General features: G+C 66.9%; 17 protein-coding genes. 12 read left to right on the plus strand and 5 right to left on the minus strand.

Annotation, left to right across the window (positions count from 1 at the left end; all coding sequences use genetic code 11):
* Position 1: 1 nt before the first annotated feature.
* Positions 2 to 928: a PhzF family phenazine biosynthesis protein gene (locus tag CPZ00_RS10425; protein WP_096390819.1), complete on the minus strand. Its 927-nt coding sequence runs from the start codon at positions 926 to 928 to the stop codon at positions 2 to 4.
* 66 nt (positions 929 to 994) lie between these two features.
* Here CPZ00_RS10425 and CPZ00_RS10430 point away from each other — a divergent pair, with 66 nt between their 5' ends.
* Both CPZ00_RS10430 and CPZ00_RS16030 read left to right on the plus strand, forming a co-directional pair.
* Positions 995 to 2344: an alkaline phosphatase family protein gene (locus CPZ00_RS10430; protein WP_096390820.1), complete on the plus strand. Its 1350-nt coding sequence runs from the start codon at positions 995 to 997 to the stop codon at positions 2342 to 2344.
* A 92-nt stretch (positions 2345 to 2436) separates the two neighbouring features.
* The gene (locus CPZ00_RS16030) at positions 2437 to 2568 is read left to right on the plus strand and encodes a hypothetical protein (RefSeq protein ID WP_269845465.1); all 132 of its coding nucleotides are present in this window, start codon (positions 2437 to 2439) and stop codon (positions 2566 to 2568) included.
* 95 nt (positions 2569 to 2663) lie between these two features.
* Here the strand turns inward: CPZ00_RS16030 and pan1 are convergent, their stop codons facing one another.
* The gene (pan1, locus tag CPZ00_RS10435; protein ID WP_096390821.1) at positions 2664 to 3881 is read right to left on the minus strand and encodes a proteasome-activating nucleotidase Pan1; all 1218 of its coding nucleotides are present in this window, start codon (positions 3879 to 3881) and stop codon (positions 2664 to 2666) included.
* 237 nt (positions 3882 to 4118) lie between these two features.
* On the opposite strand from pan1, the gene CPZ00_RS10440 reads away from it, so the two are divergent.
* From CPZ00_RS10440 to rad50, 4 genes are all read left to right on the plus strand, one after another.
* Complete coding sequence (locus CPZ00_RS10440; protein ID WP_096390822.1) at positions 4119 to 4394, plus strand: MarR family transcriptional regulator; 276 nt, start codon at positions 4119 to 4121, stop codon at positions 4392 to 4394.
* A gap of 91 nt (positions 4395 to 4485) precedes the next feature.
* Positions 4486 to 4866 (plus strand): hypothetical protein, encoded by a 381-nt coding sequence (locus tag CPZ00_RS10445; RefSeq protein ID WP_096390823.1) that lies wholly within the window; start codon positions 4486 to 4488, stop codon positions 4864 to 4866.
* A 16-nt stretch (positions 4867 to 4882) separates the two neighbouring features.
* Positions 4883 to 6175: a DNA double-strand break repair protein Mre11 gene (mre11, locus tag CPZ00_RS10450; protein WP_096390824.1), complete on the plus strand. Its 1293-nt coding sequence runs from the start codon at positions 4883 to 4885 to the stop codon at positions 6173 to 6175.
* Positions 6172 to 8874, plus strand: coding sequence for a DNA double-strand break repair ATPase Rad50 (gene rad50 / locus CPZ00_RS10455; RefSeq protein WP_096390825.1), 2703 nt, complete (start codon positions 6172 to 6174; stop codon positions 8872 to 8874). The genes mre11 and rad50 overlap by 4 nt, the downstream gene beginning before the upstream one ends.
* A 3-nt stretch (positions 8875 to 8877) precedes the next feature.
* Here the strand turns inward: rad50 and CPZ00_RS10460 are convergent, their stop codons facing one another.
* The 3 genes from CPZ00_RS10460 to CPZ00_RS15615 all read right to left on the minus strand — a co-directional run bounded on the left by CPZ00_RS10460 (position 8878) and on the right by CPZ00_RS15615 (position 10135).
* Positions 8878 to 9315, minus strand: coding sequence for a DUF7346 family protein (locus CPZ00_RS10460; protein WP_096390826.1), 438 nt, complete (start codon positions 9313 to 9315; stop codon positions 8878 to 8880).
* 26 nt (positions 9316 to 9341) lie between these two features.
* Positions 9342 to 9812, minus strand: a complete 471-nt coding sequence (locus tag CPZ00_RS10465; RefSeq protein WP_096390827.1) for a DUF7322 domain-containing protein — start codon at positions 9810 to 9812, stop codon at positions 9342 to 9344.
* A 155-nt stretch (positions 9813 to 9967) separates the two neighbouring features.
* Entirely contained in the window at positions 9968 to 10135 is a 168-nt protein-coding gene (locus CPZ00_RS15615; protein WP_172861815.1) for a DUF7331 family protein, read from the minus strand.
* A 127-nt stretch (positions 10136 to 10262) separates the two neighbouring features.
* Here CPZ00_RS15615 and CPZ00_RS10470 point away from each other — a divergent pair, with 127 nt between their 5' ends.
* From CPZ00_RS10470 to CPZ00_RS10495, 6 genes are all read left to right on the plus strand, one after another.
* Complete coding sequence (locus tag CPZ00_RS10470; protein ID WP_096390828.1) at positions 10263 to 14270, plus strand: DNA polymerase domain-containing protein; 4008 nt, start codon at positions 10263 to 10265, stop codon at positions 14268 to 14270.
* 145 nt (positions 14271 to 14415) lie between these two features.
* On the plus strand, positions 14416 to 15336 hold the full coding sequence (locus CPZ00_RS10475; protein ID WP_096390829.1) for an ABC transporter ATP-binding protein: 921 nt from the start codon (positions 14416 to 14418) through the stop codon (positions 15334 to 15336).
* Between the two features lie 52 nt (positions 15337 to 15388).
* On the plus strand, positions 15389 to 16813 hold the full coding sequence (gene sufB / locus CPZ00_RS10480) for a Fe-S cluster assembly protein SufB (protein ID WP_096390830.1): 1425 nt from the start codon (positions 15389 to 15391) through the stop codon (positions 16811 to 16813).
* A 1-nt stretch (position 16814) separates the two neighbouring features.
* The gene (gene sufD, locus CPZ00_RS10485; protein WP_096390831.1) at positions 16815 to 18044 is read left to right on the plus strand and encodes a Fe-S cluster assembly protein SufD; all 1230 of its coding nucleotides are present in this window, start codon (positions 16815 to 16817) and stop codon (positions 18042 to 18044) included.
* Positions 18045 to 18193: 149 nt separating this feature from the next.
* Complete coding sequence (locus tag CPZ00_RS10490; RefSeq protein WP_096391686.1) at positions 18194 to 18679, plus strand: ferritin family protein; 486 nt, start codon at positions 18194 to 18196, stop codon at positions 18677 to 18679.
* Between the two features lie 58 nt (positions 18680 to 18737).
* On the plus strand, positions 18738 to 19169 hold the full coding sequence (locus CPZ00_RS10495; protein ID WP_021074870.1) for a metal-dependent transcriptional regulator: 432 nt from the start codon (positions 18738 to 18740) through the stop codon (positions 19167 to 19169).
* Positions 19170 to 19214 lie beyond the last annotated feature (45 nt).

Genomic DNA, 19214 nt, shown 5'->3' on the forward strand with positions numbered 1-19214 from the left:
CTCACGCCTCGAGAATGTCGTCGTCGTCCGGCTCGGGAACCGCGATCTCGCCGTCGAGGGCCTGCGATGCATACCCCGCGACCGAGACGCTCGCGGCGGACGCGTCCGTCCTCGCGACGCGAACGCGGACGCGGCCGGGACGGTCCAGGACGTGACCCTGTTCCACCACGATCTCCTCGGGAGGATCCCCGTCGAACGCCGCCTGCCGGTGGAGGTAGGCTCCACAGGCGCCGCTCGCGGTGCCGGTTACGGGGTCCTCGGGGATCCCGGCTCCGGGTGCCCACGCCCGGGCGTGAATCGTCGCGTCGGCCGCGACCGTATCGAAGGTGAACGCGAAGACGCCGGCGGCATCGACCTCGTCGGTCAGCGTCTCGATCGCTTCCATCGACGGATCCGCCTCCAGGAGCCGTTCGAGGAAGTTCACCGGAACCATCAGGAACGGAAGCCCCGTCGAGGCGCGCGCGAGCGGCAGGTCGGCACCCACGTCCGCGAGCGCGGCCGGATCGATCCCGACCGCCTCGCCGACCCGGTCGTACGGGAGATCGACCGGCTCGACGGTCGGGGACGACTGCGTCATCCGGATGAGACCGTCCGCGGTCACCTCGATCGGCAACACCCCGACGTTCGTCTCCAGTTGGTGCGTTCCGGCCTCGATCGCGCCCGCGGCGAACAGGTGTGCGTGGCTCGCGACCGTCGCGTGTCCGCAGAGGTCGACCTCCTGCGTCGGCGTGAAATATCGAACCCGGCGGTCGGCCTCGGGCGCGGTTGGGTCGGAGAGGAACGCCGTCTCGCTGGCCCCCAGCTCGGCCGCGATCCGTTGGGCCTGATCGTCCGAAAGCCCCGTCGCGTCCGGCACCACGCCAGCGGCGTTGCCCGTGAACGGATCGGTCGTGAACGCGTCGACGAGGAGGGCGCGTCGCGTTTCCATATGCCGTGGTGCCGCGGGGCGGTGAAAACCTCCACGCTTTTTACCGCGCTACGTGGTATGGATCGTATGGGGCTGATCGACCGGTTGCGCGGAACGGACGACCCTCGCGTGGTCTTCCTCGGGATCGACGGCGTGCCGTATCGGCTCATCGCCTCGGAACCCGAGACGTTCCCGAACCTGACCGCGATGATCGAATCGGGATCCGCGGGGTCGATCGAGAGCATCTACCCGCCCGAGACGACCGCCTGCTGGCCGGCGATAACCACCGGGTCGAACCCCGGAGAAACCGGCGTCTACGGCTACCAGGACCGGGAGATCGGCTCGTACGACACCTACGTGCCGATGGGACGTGACGTCCAGCACGAGCGGATCTGGGACCTGGTCACCGAGGCGGGTCGCGACGCGAGCGTCTTCAACGTTCCCGTGACGTTCCCGCCGCAACGGACGGTCCAGCGGATGGTGTCGGGCTTTCTCGCGCCCGACGTCGACGCGGCCGCGACGCCCGAGGAGCTGCGATCGTATCTGGACTCCATCGACTACCTGATCGACGTCAACGCCAAGCTGGGCCATCGAACGGACAAATCCGACTTCCTCGACCACGCCCGTCGAACGCTCGACCGCCGCCAGAAGGCGTTCCGCGAGTACGTCGAACGCGACGACTGGGACCTGTTCGTCGGCGTCTATCTCACTCCCGACCGGATCAACCATTTCCTGTTCGACCAGTACGTCTCCGGCGGGCCCGACCGCGAGGCGTTCCTCGCGTTCTACGAGCGGCTCGACGAGTGTATCGGCGAGATCCGTACCGCCCTCGACCGCGACACGACCCTCGTCGTCGCCTCCGACCACGGGTTCGCGCCGATCGACCGGGTCGTCAACTGCAACGAGTGGCTCGAACGAAGCGACTGGCTCGTCTTTCGGGACCGAGACCACGACGCGCTCGCCGACATCGACGACGACGCCCGCGCCTACTCGCTCGGGCCGGGTCGGTTCTACCTGAACCTCGAGGGGCGCGAGCCCCGCGGATCGGTTCCGCAAGCGGAGTACGAGGAGACGCGTGCGGAGTTGAAACGACAGCTCGAGGAGCTCGAGTCGCCGGCCGGCAAGCCCGTCGTTCGGCGGGTCGTCGAGACCGAGACCGCCTTCCGCGGCGACCACGACGAGATCGCCCCCGACCTGGTCGCCATCCCGCACGACGGCTTCGACCTCAAGGCCGACTTCCTCGGCCACGAGGCGGTCTTCGAGGACCCGGGGCCGCGGACCGGGATGCACAGCTTCGACGACGCCGCGCTGCTGATCGACGAGCCGGGCGTCACGATCGACGACGCCGACATTCTCGACATCGCGCCGACGCTGCTCCAGCTGCTCGACGTGTCGTTCCAACGCACCGCCTTCGACGGCGCGAGCCTGGTGCAGTGACGCTCGGCGGAGTTGTGTGCCCCGCCGCAGCCACGTCGCCGCCGGTGGACCGCGGCCGACCCTTTTAAGATAGCGGGGGTCGATCCGCCGGTATGGACCTCGATACGCTGTCTCACCCCGGCTTCCGGACGCTCCTCGGCGTCGGACTCGGGTACGGAGCGCTGCTCGCGTTCATCCTCATCGCGCTGTTTCTCGTTCCGTACGCGCTCTTCGTCGGCCTCTGAGGGCACACGCGGTTCAAAACGGAGCGAACGGAAAACCACATTCGCATCGGCGTGACCGTCGATGTGGGGATCGAGGACGACCGCGGAATCGCCCGCTATGCGAACGCGACCGAGTCGGCGATATCGGTCTCCTCGGTCTGCTGGAGCTTCTCGTGTGCGGCCTCGAAGTCGGCCATCGTCACCTCGGTCCGGTCGTCGCGGATCGCGAACATCCCGGCCTCGGTACAGATCGCCTTGATGTCGGCGCCGGAGGCGTCCGAGACCGTCTCGGCCAGCGCGTCGAAGTCGACGTCGTCGGCGACGTTCATCTTCCGAGTGTGGATGCGGAAGATGATCTCCCGGCCGGCGGCGTCGGGCTTGGGGACCTCGATGAGCCGGTCGAACCGGCCCGGCCGGAGGATCGCCTCGTCGAGCATGTCGAACCGGTTGGTCGCGGCGATGATGCGGACCTCGCCACGCTCCTCGAAGCCGTCCATCTCGGAGAGCAGCTGCATCATCGTCCGCTGGACCTCGGCGTCGCCGGAGGTCTTCGAGTCCGTCCGCTTGGCGGCGATCGCGTCGATCTCGTCGATGAAGATCACCGCGGGCTCGTTCTCGCGGGCGACCTCGAAGAGGTCGCGAACGAGCTTGGCACCCTCGCCGATGAACTTGTGGACCAGCTCGGAGCCGGCCATCTTGATGAAGGAGGCGTCCGTCTGGTTGGCGACCGCCTTCGCGAGCATCGTCTTGCCGGTCCCCGGCGGGCCGTGCAGCAGAACGCCGCTCGGCGGCTGGATGCCGACGTCCGCGAACATATCGGGCTGCTTGAGGGGCATCTCGACCGTCTCGCGAACCTCCTGGAGCTGGTCGTCCAGGCCGCCGATGTCCTCGTAGGTCACGTCCGGCGAGTGGTCGACCTGCATCACGCGGGCGCGGACGTCGGTCTCCTTCTCGAGCCGCTTGACCACCGACAGGGAGTTGTTGACCGCCACCCGGTCGTCGGGGGCCAGATCCTCGCGCATCTCCGCGGTGACCTCGGTGAGCGCCTCCTGATTGTTGCCGTGCTGTTTGATCACCACGCCGTCGTCGGTGAGCTCCTGGACGGTGGCCACGAACAGCGGCGACTGCTTCAGCTTCTTGTTCTCGTGGGTGAGCCGCTCGAGCTTCTGTTGGTACTTGTTGTTCTCGGCGTTCGCGTCGAGGAGCCGGTCACGCATCTCCTCGTTCTGCGACTCGAGGATCTCGAGCCGCTCCTCGAGCACCTCGATCTTCTCCTGTTGCGACGTCGAATCCTCGTCGTAGGGCATCTCGACGTCGTCCACAGTGTCGGTCATCGAACCGTGTTACGCCGGTCATCACTAAGAGGCTTCGGGTCAGCCACCTTTCGGAGACCCCGTCGTGATCGTCGCCGATCGACACCGACGTCGGGGTCCGTCACCGGGCGGAACGTCCGGGACGGGAACGCCGGATGTAAGCGTGATCGCCGCCCATCTCCGCCGCCGCGAGATTCCCAAGAGTAATATTCATCGATAGTAAATATTATTTACTAGCATCACTCACGTCCAACCACAATGAGCGCACCAGAGGCCGTCCACGCCGACAACGCCGATACCGACGACATCGCTGACCGCTGGGATCCCGTCCGCGATCTCCCCCCGAGCGCCAAGCTCGTCGCGAAAGTGCTCGATTACAACGACACGCTGACACAGAGCCAGCTCGCCGAGGAGACGCTGCTCCCGCCGCGAACCGTTCGGTATGCCCTCTCCCGGCTCGAGGAGGAGGACGTCGTCGACTCCCGGTTCTCGTTCGCCGACGCCCGAAAGCGGCTCTACTCCCTGTCCCTGTAGGTCGCCAGTTCCGCATTTCCCTCCCCCCCTTCCATACCCCCGAGCCGACCCCTTCCCACGGCTTTTATACGGAACCGACGCAGCAGTCCGTATGACTGCCCCCGGAACCCGCCGCGTCAAGCGGACGCTCGAGCTGCTCGCCACTCGAACCGACACCGATCGACCGCCCTACCTCGCGGTCATCGACGAGGCGGACGCCGCCCGTCGGGACCTCGAGCGCGCCGCCGGCTTCCTCGAGTCCGTCGGTCTCGACCGGCTCGACGACGCCATCGAGGCGGCCGCCGCGGACGACGCGACCGATGCCGCCGACCGCGGGCGAGCCGCGCGATCGGCGTACCGGGACGTTCGCCGTGCCGCCGCCGGTGACACCGCTTCCGGCGATGCCGACGCCGATCGCCCTTCCGACCGGGACCACTTCCGCTCCGGCGGCGGAACGGCTAAAAGGCGGACGGCTCAAGGGTCGGAACAATGACGCGGGTGACGCGGCTATGACTCGGGTGATCCACACCGGCGACACCCACATCGGGTATCGACAGTACCACTCGTCGGTCCGTCGGCGGGACTTTCTCGAGGCGTTCGAGGCCGTCGTTTCGGACGCGATCGAGTCGGACGTCGCGGCCGTGGTTCACGCGGGCGACCTCTTTCACGACCGGCGGCCGGACCTCCCGGACCTGCTTGGGACGCTGTCGGCCCTCCGCCGCCTCGACGACGCGGGGATCCCCTTCCTCGCGATCGTGGGGAACCACGAGTCCACCCGCCATGGACAGTGGATCGACCTCTTCGAGCGGCTCGAGCTCGCCACCCGGCTCGACGACTCGCCCACCGTCATCGAGGACGTCGCCTTCTACGGGCTCGATCACGTTCCAGCTTCGCGGCGGGACGACCTCGAGTACGCCTTCGATCCCCACGAAGCGGACCACGCGGCCCTGGTCGCCCACGGCCTGTTCGAGCCGTTCGCGCACGCCGACTGGGACACCGAGACCGTCCTCGCGGAGAGCGACGTGGACTTCGACGCGCTGCTGCTCGGGGACAACCACGAGCCGGGACAGGCGACGGTCCGTGATACCTGGGTGACCTATCCGGGATCCACCGAGCGCGCGAGCGCGAGCGAGCGCGAGGGACGGGGATACAACCTGATCACCTTCGCGGACGACGTCGACGTCCGGCGCCGGGCCCTCGAGACGCGGCCGTTCGTCTTCGTCGACGTGGAGCTCCGCGACGGCGAGGGAGCGACCCGGGTCCGCGAGCAGCTCCGGCAGCACGATCTGACCGACGCGGTCGTGATCGTCGAGGTGACCGGCTCGGGCGAGCCGGTGACGCCCGCGGCGGTCGAGGAGGCGGCGGTCGAGGACGGCGCCCTCATCGCTCGCGTCACCGACCGACGGGAGATCGACGACGAGGCCGACGTCGAGGTCAGCTTCGCGGATCCCGATGACGCCGTCCGCGAGCGCCTCGCGGACCTCGACCTGTCGCCCGCGGCGATGGACGTCGACGAGACGGTCCGGTCCGAGACGATCGCCGACAGCGCGGTCAGGTCGACGATCACCGATCGGCTCGAGGAACGTCTCGAGGCCGGCGAGCTGGCAGCGACGACGTCTCCGGCGGCGTCGCCGGACGGAACCGAGACCGCCGGAGGCACGGCCCCGGAACCAGCCACGGACGCGACGGCTGACGGACCGAACGCCGCCGATGCATCCGGCGGCAGCCAAGCCTCGATGGAGGCGGACGATCGGGATTCGACGGAACAGGACGATCAAGCCTCGATGGAGGAGTTCCGATGAGGTTCGACCGGATCCAGCTTCGGAACTTCAAACCGTACGGGGACGCCGATCTGTCCCTCACGGAGGGCGTCACCGTCATCCACGGCGTCAACGGCAGCGGGAAGTCATCGCTGCTCGAGGCGTGCTTCTTCGCCCTCTACGGTTCGCGCGCGCTCGAGGGGACGCTCGAGGACGTCGTCACGAACGGCGCGGAGGAGACCTCGGTCTCGCTCACGTTCACCCACGAGGGCACGACCTACCGGATCGACCGCGAGCTGCGTGTGTACGACGACCGGGTCGACCATCGCTGTACCCTCGAGACCGAGGCGGCCGACGGGCCGGCACGCGACGGCGCGCGCGCGGTTCGGGAGTTCGTCACCGAACTGCTCCGGATGGACGCGGACGCCTTCGTCAACTGCGCGTACGTCCGACAGGGGGAGGTCAACAAGCTGATCAACGCGACCCCGAGCCAGCGACAGGACACGATCGACGACCTGCTGCAGCTCGGCGTTCTCGAGGAGTACCGCGAGCGAGCCGGCGAGGCACGCCTCGGCGTCGAGGACGTGCGGACCGCGAAACGGGCCGTCCTGGAGGAGATCGAGTCGCGTATCGAGCGGCTCGAGGAGCGGGACCTCCACGCGACGCTGTCGGAACTCGAGACCGAGCTCGAGGAGGTCACCGGGAAGATCGACCACTACGAAACCCAACGCGAGGCCGCGGAGCGAACGCGTGAGGAGGTGGCCGCCGTCCTCGAGGAGTACGAGCAGAAACGCGAGACGCTGACGGGGATCGAGGACGACGTCGAGTCGCTGGCCGAGACGATCCGCGAGGCCGAAGCCGAACGCGAGGACCACCGCGACTCCATCTCGGACGCCCGCGACCGGATCGCCGAGCACCGATCGTCGATCGACGACCTGCTCGCCGAGACCGAACTCGAGACGGCCGACGCGGAGGCGATCGAACGGCGTCGCTCCGAGTTCGACGAGCGCGAGGCTGACCTCCGGGAGGAGCGAACGGACGCGAAGACCGACGCGACCGGCTATCGGAACCAGGCCCGGAACCTGGCCGAGAAGGCCGACGATCTCGAGGACCGTGCCGCCGACGCCCGGGCGGAGGCGGACGACCTCGAGGAACGGGCGCAGGAGGCCGAGGCCGCCGTCGAGGACCACGAGGAACGGACCGCGGAGATCGATGCCGAGATCGAGGAGCTGGCCGACCGGTTCGACGCCGCGGACGGCGTCGAGGTTGACCGCGGCGAGGCCGCGGACCGGCTCGCGGATCGCACGGACGACCGCGCTGCCCTGCGCGAACGGATCGCCGAGCTGGAGACGGAGCTGAAGAACGCGCGCGACCGGGTGGCGGAGGCGGAGGAGCTGCTCGCGGCGGGGAAGTGTCCGGAGTGTGGCCAGCCGGTCGCGGACTCCCCGCACGCGAACCGGATCGACGAGGACCGTGATCGGGTCGCCGAGCTCGAGACCGAGCTCGAGGCGGCGCGGGATCGGCTGTCGGTGCTCGAGGACGAGGTCGGGACGCTCGAGGGTCTCGCGGACGCCGAGGACCGGATCGACGAGCTGGAGTCCGAACGCGAGCGGCTCGCCGAACGGATCGAAACGCGAAGCGAGGAGGCCACGGACCGCCGCGAGGAGGCGGCGGCGAAACGCGACCGGGCCGACGAGCTCCGCGAGGAGGCGTCCTCGACTCGCGAGGTCGCCGCGGCGAAACGCGAGGACGCCGCAGACGCCGACGACCGGGTCGAAACGCTCGAGGCCGAGCTCGAGGCGGTCACACGGCGGCGCGAGCGCCTCGCGACGATCGAATCCGAGCTGGAATCCATCGCGGACCTCGAGGACCGGATCGAGCGGCTCGAGGAGAAGCGCGACTCCCTCGCCGAGCTCGCCGACGAACGCCGCGATCGGCTCGCCGAGAAACGCGAGCGGCGCGACGAGCTCCGGGAGGCGGTCGATGAGGGGGCGATCGACGACGCCAGGTCCCGCAAACGGGAGGCCGAGGAGTACCTCGAGAACGTCGCGGAGACGCTGCAGGACCTCGCCGACCGCCGCGCCGGGATCCAGACGCGGATCGGCAGCGTCACCGGCGACATCGAGACGTTGGAGTCGACCCGTGCGGAACGGGACGAGCTGGCGGAAACGGTCGCAGCCCTCGATGCGGTCCACGAGGAGACGCGGGAGCTGGAGTCGATGTACGGCGACCTCCGCGCGGAACTGCGACGGCGGAACGTCCGAACGCTCGAGCGAATGCTCAACGAGACGTTCGACCTGGTCTACGGCAACGACGCGTACTCGCACATCGACCTCGACGGCGAGTACGAGCTCACGGTCTACCAGAAGGACGGCGAGCCGCTGGAGCCGGAGCAGCTCTCGGGCGGCGAGCGGGCGCTGTTCAACCTCTCGCTGCGCTGTGCGATCTATCGGCTTCTTGCCGAGGGGATCGAGGGAGCGACGCCGACGCCGCCGCTCATCCTCGACGAGCCGACGGTCTTCCTCGACTCGGGCCACGTCGCCCGGCTGGTCGACCTCGTCGAGGAGATGCGTGGATTCGGCGTCCGGCAGATCGTCATCGTGAGCCACGACGACGAGCTGATCGGCGCGGCCGACGAGCTCGTCACGGTCGAGAAGGACCCCCGATCGAACCGGTCGACGGTCTCGCGGACCGATGCCGCCGCGGCGGGAGCGCTCATCACCGAGTCGGACGACGACTGATCGTCACTCCGCCCCGATCGATCGGAGCCCGTCGACCGCTTCCTCGGCCACGCTGGTCGCGGCGTAGCCGCGTCCCCCGGCGGCATCGGCCTCGACGATCAGCCCCGCGGCGCGAAGCTCCGAGAGGAGGCCGTGGAGGTCCGATTCGCAGTACTCGGTCCCGTCGAGCAGCTCCCGGACCGACAGCGGGCCGCGGTCGACCAGCGCGACGAGGAGCCCCAGGGACCGGTCGTCGTGGACCGCGGTGAGGACGCGGCGCACCGACGCCGGCGCGACCGCGGCCGCCGCGGTTTCGAGCCCGGACTCGTCGCTGATCGGTTCCAGGTCGGCGGTCGGAACGTACCGCTCCTCGCCCGTTTCGGGGTCGCGAACCCGACTCGAGTCCGCCGACCGTTTCACGAGCAGATAGCGGTTGCCGGACGCGTCACGGACCGGTTTCACGGGTCGACTCAGGGCCGCAACGTGGATTAGGGTTGCGACCCGTCCGGATTCGGATCGGTCGTTTCCGACCCGTCCGACCCATCCGACTCGTCCGCGCCCTCGTTCGACCCATCCGACCCGTCCGCGTCCTCGTCCTCCGTGTCGCGCTCTCGCCGATACTGCTGCCACGACCGGTAGTGCTGGAACGTTCGGATGCCCGCGAGCACGCCGAGTCCGGCGAGGCCGAGACCGATCGACCACTGGCCCCGGAAGTACACGAGCATCGCGCCGAGGCTGACACAGAAGAGCGCGGCGTTGCTCAACAGCACGCAGACGATGAACGTCCGGTAGGTCCGCGGATCGAGGTCGGAACCGAGTCCGAAATCGTCGGCGTCCGGCTCCGGGAAGCGATCCTCGTAGTTCTCGACCGAGGGCTGGTCGGGCGCGAGCTCCTCCTCGGCGGGGCTCGTCTCGTCGAACGCGAACTCGACGTCGTCATCGCCCTCCCTCGGAAGCACGTCTCCCGGTCCGAGCGAGGCAAGGAAAGGCGTTCCGGTCGGATCCACGACTCAAGCCGGTCGAGCGAACCGCGGGAACCGGACAAACGGGTCGGACCGGTGAGCCGGACGGACCGGCGGGTGGATCGGCGAGCCGGACGGACCGCTACATCGAGTCAGGCCACGTCTCGAAGCCGAACCGTGTTGCTGGACTCGACCCACGCGAGCGGGTTATCCGGATCGAAAAGCACGACGTTGCCCCCGTCCTCATAGGCCTCGACGTCGGTCACGCCTGCTTGACCGTCCGAGCGCTGCCTCTCGTCCGCATTGGGGGTGGACGTCATGGAACGTGCTAAGATGTACCACAATATATGCCTTTCCGTCGGCGAGGTCGGAGTTCGAACCCGGACCGGCCGGACGCGCCCCTCCCGAATGGTCGACCTTTTTAGCCGGGTGCGACAAAGGCGGCGTATGACGCAGACGGGGCTCACCGAGTTCTCATCCGGCGGGGACGCCGCCACCGACGCGGGCGACGGCACCGACGACGGCCGGTCGGCGGAGGTCGTTCGCGAGGAGGCTCGCGTCGTGGCCGGCGGTGGCGGCGGCCACGTCAACGACGTGGTCGACGTCGACGACGCGAAGTTCCCCGACTCGACCGGAACCGTCGAGCTGGCGGTCACGCAGGTCGATTACGCCGTCGAGGGGCGCGGCAGCGACGAGTATCCCGTCGTCCACGTGTTCGGGCGCCGGCCGAACCCCGACGGCGAGGACGTCCGTGAACACCTCCGCGTGCTCGGCGTCGAGCCCTACTTCTACGTGCCGACGGCCGACCTCGAGCGCGACCCGGTCGAGGAGTACGACGTCGTGATCGGCACCCGAGAATCGGACGCCAACGACGTCGCCTACGAGAGCATCCGCGGCGAGCCGCTCACCCGGATCGTCACGCGCACGCCGCGTGACGTCGGAAACATCCGTGACGACTTCGAGACGACCTTCGAGGCCGACATCCTGTTCCCGAACCGCTTTCTGATCGACAACGGGATCGCCGGCGGGCTTCGGGTCGAGGAGCGGCGGCTCGAGGACGGCCGGATCCAGGTCGCAGAGAACCACCTCGAACCGGCCGCCGTCGAGGCCGACGTCCGGGTGAACACCTTCGACATCGAGGTCGACGACCGGCGAGGATTCCCGGAGGACGGTGAGGAACCGATCGTCTGTCTGACCAGCCACGACTCCTACGACGACGAGTACGTCGTCTGGCTCTACGAGGCTCCCGGGGGTGACGCGTCGCCGCCCGAGGATCTACCGGAGTACGAGGGGATCGAGGACGGCGGCATCGACGCCCGCGTCGAGTCCTTCGAGACCGAGGAGGCGATGCTGGCGGCGTTCATCGACTACCTCCGCGAGACCGACCCCGACGTCCTCTGCGGGTGGAACTTCGAGGACTTCGACGCGCCCTACCTCCTCGATCGGCTGGAACGGCTCGATTCCCGGACCGACCACGACCTCTCGGTCGACCGGCTCTCGCGGATCGGCGAGGTCTGGCGATCGGGCTGGGGCGGCCCGGACATCAAGGGGCGGGTCGTCTTCGACCTGCTGTACGCCTACAAGCGCACGCAGTTCACGGAGCTCGAGTCCTACCGGCTCGACGCCGTCGGGGAGACGGAACTCGACGTCGGCAAGGAACGATACGCCGGCGACATCGGAGACCTGTGGGAGCAGGACCCGGAACGGCTGCTCGAGTACAACCTTCGTGACGTCGAGCTCTGCGTGGAGATCGACCGCAAGCAGAACCTGATCGACTTCTGGAACGAGGTGAAGAAGTTCGTCGGCTGCAAGCTCGAGGACGCGCCCACGCCCGGCGACGCGGTCGACGTCTACGTCCTGCACAAGGCCCACGGCAAGTTCGCGCTCCCGACGAAGGGCCAACAGGAGTCCGAGGAGTTCGAGGGCGGCGCCGTCTTCGACCCGATCTCCGGCGTCAAGGAGATGGTGACCGTACTCGATCTGAAATCACTCTACCCGATGTGCATGGTGACGATCAACGCGGGCCCGGAGACGAAAGTCGATCCCGACGAGTACGACGGCGAGACGTACCTGGCGCCCAACGGGACCCACTTCCGCAAGGAGCCGGACGGCATTATGCGCGAGATGGTCGACGAACTGCTCTCCGAGCGCGAACGGAAGAAGGAGCTCCGAAACGACCACGATCCGGGCACCCAGCCGTACGAGCAGTACGACCGACAGCAGGCAGCTGTCAAGGTTATTATGAACTGTTTCACGCCGGACACCGACGTCCTCACGCCGGACGGCGTACGGTCGATCACGGACCTCGAGGTCGGCGACGAGGTGTACTCGCTCGATCCGGAGACGGAGGAAATGGAAGTCAAGAGCGTCGAGGAGACCCACGCGTATCCGGAGTATCGCGGCGAGCTCGTGGACATCGAGACTTCCAACATCGACTTTCGGGTCACGCCGAACCACCGGATGCTCGTCCGGAAGAACGAGACGAACGGGATCACCGAAGACGGCTACGAGTTCGTCGAGGCCGGCGACCTCGATCGGGCGACGAACTACGAGCTCCCGCACGGCTGGGACGGGCCTGACGGCGATCGGATCGAGGAGGTGGATCTCACGGAACTGATCACCGGCGAGTACGAGGTGTGGGTCCGGCCGGAAGTACACGGACATACCTTCACCGCCGAGCTCGGCTGGACGCCCCGGCGCGTCCCGAAGGCCGACCTCGGGCAGGTCGGCTACGTCTTTACTGCCGAGGAGTTCGAGGACCACCGTGAGTACGTCGAGTCGGTCTGTGAGACGAGTTTCATCCACCGCGAATCCGGGCGGAAGTGGGTCCCACGGACCTACGACGGCGACGACTTCCTCGACCTGTTGGCGTGGTACATCACGGAGGGGAACGTCTACACGTCCGAGGAGAAGACGTTCGGGAACCACCACCGCGGATCCGCGACGACGGTGAAGATCGCCCAGAACGCGATCCCGGACGGCGGCGGCCATCACGCAGGGATCGGCGACCTCCTCGACGGGATGGGGCTCGACTGCTACGTCGACGACCGCGCACATCAGTTCACGTCACTGCTCCTCGGGGAGCTGCTTCGAGAACGCTGTGGCGGGGACAGCTTCGACAAGCGGATCCCCGAGTTCGTCTTCGAGGCGACCGGCGAACAGAAGCGGCGATTCCTGGAGACGCTCATCGACGGCGACGGAGATAGACAGTCCAACTCCTGGCGGTATACGACCTCGAGCGACCGGCTTCGGGACGACGTTCTCAGGCTCTGTGCGCACCTGGGGTTGACCGCGAAGTACGCGCGAGACAGCGGGAGTTGGCGGATCTACGTGGGCGAAGACACGAAGAACACGCTCCGGATGCACCGGAGCGGGTCGACGAGCCAGGCCGAGGAGGGCGTCTACTGCGTCACCGTTGCCGACAACCACACGCTGCTTGCCGGGCGCAACGGAACGTTCCAGTTCGTCGGTCAGTCGCTGTACGGCGTCACGGGATGGGATCGATTCCGACTCTACGACAAGGAGGGCGCAGCGGCCGTGACGGCGACGGGCCGTGAGGTGATCTCCTTCACCGAGGAGGCGGCGTCGGAAATTGATATGGAAGTGACATATGGGGACACTGACAGCGTTATGTTGGAGCTCGGACAGGAAACCGGAGTCGAGTCCGCCATCGAGCAGTCGTTCGCGATCGAGGACCACATCAACGGCCGATACGACGACTTCGCGCGCGAGGAGTTGAACGCGGAGATGCACCGCTTCCAGATCGAGTTCGAGAAGCTCTACCGGCGCTTCTTCCAGGCGGGACGCAAGAAGCGGTACGCGGGTCACATCGTCTGGAAGGAGGGGAAGGACGTCGACGACATCGACATCACCGGCTTCGAGTACAAGCGCTCGGACATCGCGCCGATCACGAAGGAGGTGCAAAAGCGCGTCATCGAGACGATCGTCACCGGTGACGACATCGAGGAGGACATGGCGGAGGTGAAGACGTACCTCTCGGACGTCATCGACGACTTCCTCTCCGGGGAGGTGGATCTCGAGGAGATCGGCATCCCGGGCGGGATCGGGAAGCGTCTGGACGCCTACGAGACGGACACCGCGCAGGTCCGCGGGGCGAAATACGCCAACCTGCTGCTCGACACGAACTTCGATCGGGGATCCAAGCCGAAGCGGCTCTACCTCGAGAAGGTTCACCCGGACTTCTGGCGGCGGATCGAGGACGAACGGGGGCTCGATCCCCACACCGATCCGTTGTACGGCGAGTTCAAACGCGATCCGGACGTGATCTGCTATGAGTACGCCGACGAGATCCCCGAGGAGTTCTCCATCGACTGGGAGCTGATGCTCGAGAAGACGCTGAAGGGACCGATATCACGAGTGATCGAGGCGCTCGGGATGAGCTGGGATGAGATCAAAACCGGACAGGAGCAGAGCGGCCTCGGTCAATTCATGTGAGGTGAGGGGCCGATCCCGACCGCTGATCCACACGGTTTTTCGTTTCGAAAAGAAAATTTTCTCTTGACACCCGTTTGCACGGGGGAATCCGTAACCATTAACCGCGGTAGCGACCAGTATTCACGTACGAGGAATCAATATAGCCATGGCAACTCTCGAGATCAACAACCTCCACGCCGAAGTGGCCGAAGAGGGCGGAGAACACATCCTCCGTGGCGTCGACCTGGAGGTCGCCTCCGGGGAGATCCACGCGCTGATGGGGCCGAACGGCTCCGGCAAGTCGACGACCGCGAAGGTCATCGCCGGACATCCGGCCTACGAGGTCACCGACGGCGAGATCATCCTTCACCTCGACGAGGACGACGTCGACGACGTCGATGTCGAACTCGACGAGGAGGACTATCGGTGGAACCTCCTGGAGCTGGAGCCCAACGAGCGCGCCGCGCTCGGCATCTTCCTCGGATTCCAGTATCCGGCGGAGATCGAGGGCGTCACCATGACGAACTTCCTCCGGCAGGCGCTCAACGCGAAACACGATGAGCGCGAGGAGCTCTTCGCGGGCGAGGACGAGGCCGACGCGGACGGCGAGGACGAGGACGCGGGCTACGAGACCTCCCCGATGGAGGGGCCCGCGGACGACGGCGAGATCGGCGTCGCCGAGTTCCAGGAGCTGCTCACGGAGAAGATGGACCTGCTCGACATGGACGAGAAGTTCATGCAGCGGTACCTCAACGCCGGGTTCTCCGGCGGCGAGAAGAAGCAGAACGAGGTCCTGCAGGCCGCCCTGCTGGAGCCGGCGATCGCGGTCCTCGACGAGATCGACTCGGGGCTCGACATCGACCGCCTCCAGGACGTCTCCGAGGGGATCAACGCGCTTCGCGACGAACAGGGAACCGGCATCCTCCAGATCACCCACTACCAGCGCATCCTCGACTACGTCGAGCCCGACCACGTGCACGTGATGCTCGACGGCAAGATCGCCAAAAGCGGCGGCGCCGAGCTGGCGACCGAGCTCGAGGACGAGGGGTACGACTGGGTCCGCGAGGAAGCCTACGAGGCGGCGTAACGTCTCGTGATTACGCATACACCTATCCGACAGGAGACGTAACCAACACACAATGAGTTCAGAAGACCTGCAAGACACCGACACCGAAGCCCGCTTCGAGTTCAAGAAGGAACAGAAGTCGGCCTTCCAGGCGGAGAAGGGGCTCACCGAGGAGACCATCCGCCTCATCTCGGAGGACAAGGACGAACCGGAGTGGATGCTCCAGCGGCGCCTTCGCGCGCTCGAGCAGTTCCACGAGATGCCGATGCCGACCGACTGGCCCGGACAGCCGGACCTCTCGGAGGTCGACGTCGACGAGATCATCCCGTACATCCGGCCGGACGTGGACGTCCGGGCCGGCGTGGACGACTGGACGGAGCTGCCCGACGACATCAAGGACACCTTCGACAAGCTCGGCATTCCGGAGGCCGAGAAGAACGCCCTCTCGGGCGTCGGCGCCCAGTACGAGTCCGAGGTCGTCTACCAGAACATGCGCGACCGATGGGAGGAGAAGGGCGTCATCTTCTGCAATATGGACAAGGCCGTCCAGGAACACGAGGAGCTCGTCCGCGAGCACTTCATGACGAAGTGCGTCCCGCCGTCGGACAACAAGTTCGCCGCGCTCCACGGGGCGATCTGGTCGGGCGGATCGTTCGTCTACGTGCCAGAGGACACGACCGTCGATATGCCCGTCCAGGCGTACTTCCGGATGAACTCCGAGGGGATGGGCCAGTTCGAGCACACGCTCATCATCGCCGAGGAGAGCTCCGAGGTCCACTACATCGAGGGCTGCTCGGCGCCGAAGTACTCGGCGTTCAACCTCCACTCCGGCGGCGTCGAGGTGTTCGTCGGCGAGGACGCCCACGTCCAGTACTCGACCGTGCAGAACTGGTCGAAGAACACCTACAACCTGAACACCAAACGCGCCATCGTCGAGGAGAACGGCCGGATGGAGTGGATCTCCGGATCGATGGGGTCGAAGGCGACGATGCTGTACCCGTCGACGATCCTGAAGGGCCGCGGCGCCTCCGACAACCACATCACGATCGCCTTCGCGGGCGAGGGCCAGGACATCGACACCGGCGCGAAGGTCTACCACAACGCGCCGAACACCAAATCCACGATCGAGTCGAAGTCGATCTCCAAGGACGGCGGCCGGACGAACTACCGCGGGCTCGTCCACATCGCCGACGGAGCCGAGGGCTCCTCGACCGCCGTCGAGTGTGACGCGCTGATGTTCGACAACGAGTCCACCTCCGACACGATGCCGTACATGGAGATCAACGAATCGACCGTCGACGTCGCCCACGAGGCGACCGTCGGGAAGATCGGCGACGAGGACATCTTCTACCTCCAGTCGCGCGGTCTCGACGACGACGACGCCAAGCAGATGATCGTCTCGGGCTTCATCGAGCCGATCACGGAGGAGCTGCCCATCGAGTACGCCGTCGAGCTGAACCGACTGGTGGAACTCGAGATGGAGGGTTCACTCGGATAACATGAGCACGCAGGTACTCGACAGCCTCTCGGAGGACACGGTCAGACGCATCGCCGAGGAACGTGACGAGCCCGACTGGCTCCTCGAAACGCGGTTGGACGCGCTCGAGGCGCTCGATGAGCTCGATCTGCCGGACGTCATTCAGACGCCCGGCCGCCGCTGGACGAACCTCGAGGCGCTCGATTTCGAATCGTTGGTCGATCCGCTCGATCAGGCCGACGTCACCGAGCGCGACGGCGAGGACGACGTCGTCGTCCTCCCCTTCACGGAGGCGTTCGCGGAGTACGGCGACGTCATCGAGGCGAACTTCGGGTCCGTCCTGGATCCACAGGAGAACTATCTCACCGCGCTCTCGGTCGCGCTGTTCACGACCGGGACGTTCGTCTACGTCCCCGCCGGCGTCGACGCCGAGGACGTGACGATCCGGGCGGAGATGAACTCCCGGTCGCTGTTCAGTCAGACGCTCGTCGTCACCGAGGAATCCTCGTCGGTCACGATCCTCGAGGGGATCGAATCCGGTACGGACGCCGCGGCGGACGCGAGTCCGGCCGACGCCGACCGGTACTTCTCGAACCTGGTCGAGGTCGTCGCCGGCGAGAACGCCTACGTCCAGTACGGCTCGCTGCAGAACCTGGCGGCGGACACCTACACGTACACGCTCAAGCGCGGCGCGACGGACACCTACTCGACTATCAACTGGATCGAAGGGAATCTCGGGTCCGCGCTCACCCGGTCGGACGTCGAGACGGAGCTCGACGGCGACGATTCGGAGACCCAGATCGTCGGCGCCTTCTTCGGGCACGGCGACCAGCACCTCGATCTCAACGCGCGCGTCTGGCACAACGCCGAGAACACGACCGCCGACCTCGTCACGCGCGGCGTGCTCGACGAGGAGGCCCGGTCGGTCTACGAGGGCGTCCAGGACGTCGGCCGCGAGGCCTGGAACACCTCCTCCTACCAGCGGGAGAACACGCTGATGCTGTCGGACGACGCCGAGGCGGACGCGTCCCCGAAGCTCATCATCCACAACCACGACACCGAGGCGTCCCACTCGGCGACCGTGGGACAGGTGGATGCCGAGGAGCTGTTCTACATGGAGAGCCGCTCCATCGACGAGGAGACCGCGCGGAACATGCTCGTCGAGGGCTTCTTCGTGCCCGTCTTCGAGGAGATCCGCGTCGACGAGTTCCGCGACGACCTCGAGGACCTCGTGCAGGCGCGGCTGCGGTAGGCGCGGCTCGGACCCCCCGGTTCGGAACGCACCGCGTCGCTGGCCCGCCGCTTCGGTTGGGGATTCGGCCCGGTTCGAGGGGAACTTCTTAAGTCGGTCACCACCTGAGAGACGTGTATGCGACCGGTATCGCCGATCGGGGGTGTTCGATGAGCGTCGGAAACCGGATCACCTCCGACGATCAGCTCGCGCGCCTCCTCCAGATCGGAATCGTTCTCGAGGAGGTCGTCGAAGCGCGCGCGTACCACCACTACTCGAGCCTGGACGCGGAGCTCGACGCGGAGGTCGAGGACCTGCTGGAACACGCCGCCGAGGAGTCGGCCGACCACCGGCGACGACTCGAGGACCTCATCGAGGACCTCGGCGTCGAGAGCGTTCCCTTCGACGAGATCGAGGGGTTGGTCGAGGCCCGCTACGGGCGGACCCAGCCCGACGACTTCGACGGCGTGCTCTACGACGCGCTCTGTAACGAGGAGACGGCCTACAAGTTCTACGACGACCTCATCGAGGCGATCGAAGCCTCGGACGCCGAGTTCTCGGTCGACCGCGAGGAACTGATCGCGACGCTGTCGGCGATCCGCGAGGAGGAGGCCGAGGGCGTCGAGGAGGTCACGGCGATCATGGAGGAACGATGAGGGAGACGAGAGCCCACACCGACGACCGACCGACCGCGACGATCCAGGAGGGTCAGCCGTGAACACCGCCGACCAGTATCTCAAGACGATCTACCTGATCCAGAACCAGGAGGACGGGCCGGCCTCGACGGGGTCGATCGCCGACGCCCTCGACGTGAGTCCCGCCAGCGCGAACGAGATGATCGGCAAGCTCGAGGAGCGCGGTCTGGCGGACCACGAGAAGTACAAGGGCGTGAAGCTCTCCGAGGAGGGGATCGTCCGCGCCCGGGACGCGCTCCAGACCTACTGCATCATCGAGCGCTTCCTCGCGAACGTGCTCGGGGTCGAGGAGTTCCGCGCCGAGGCGCGCCAGCTGGAGGCCGTGATCGACGATACCGTCGCGGATCGGCTCGATACGATCATCGACCGGGAGCCCGAGTGTCCGGACTGCTTCGACGCGGAGGCGGACGCCTGTGCCTGCCTCGAGGCGGCCTTCGAGGGCGCGGACTGAGGCGACCGGCCGCGATCGATCTTCCCACCTATTTAACGCCTACAC

Origin of the sequence: Halopenitus persicus, assembly GCF_002355635.1 — an archaeon.
GTDB classification, from domain to species: domain Archaea; phylum Halobacteriota; class Halobacteria; order Halobacteriales; family Haloferacaceae; genus Halopenitus; species Halopenitus persicus_A.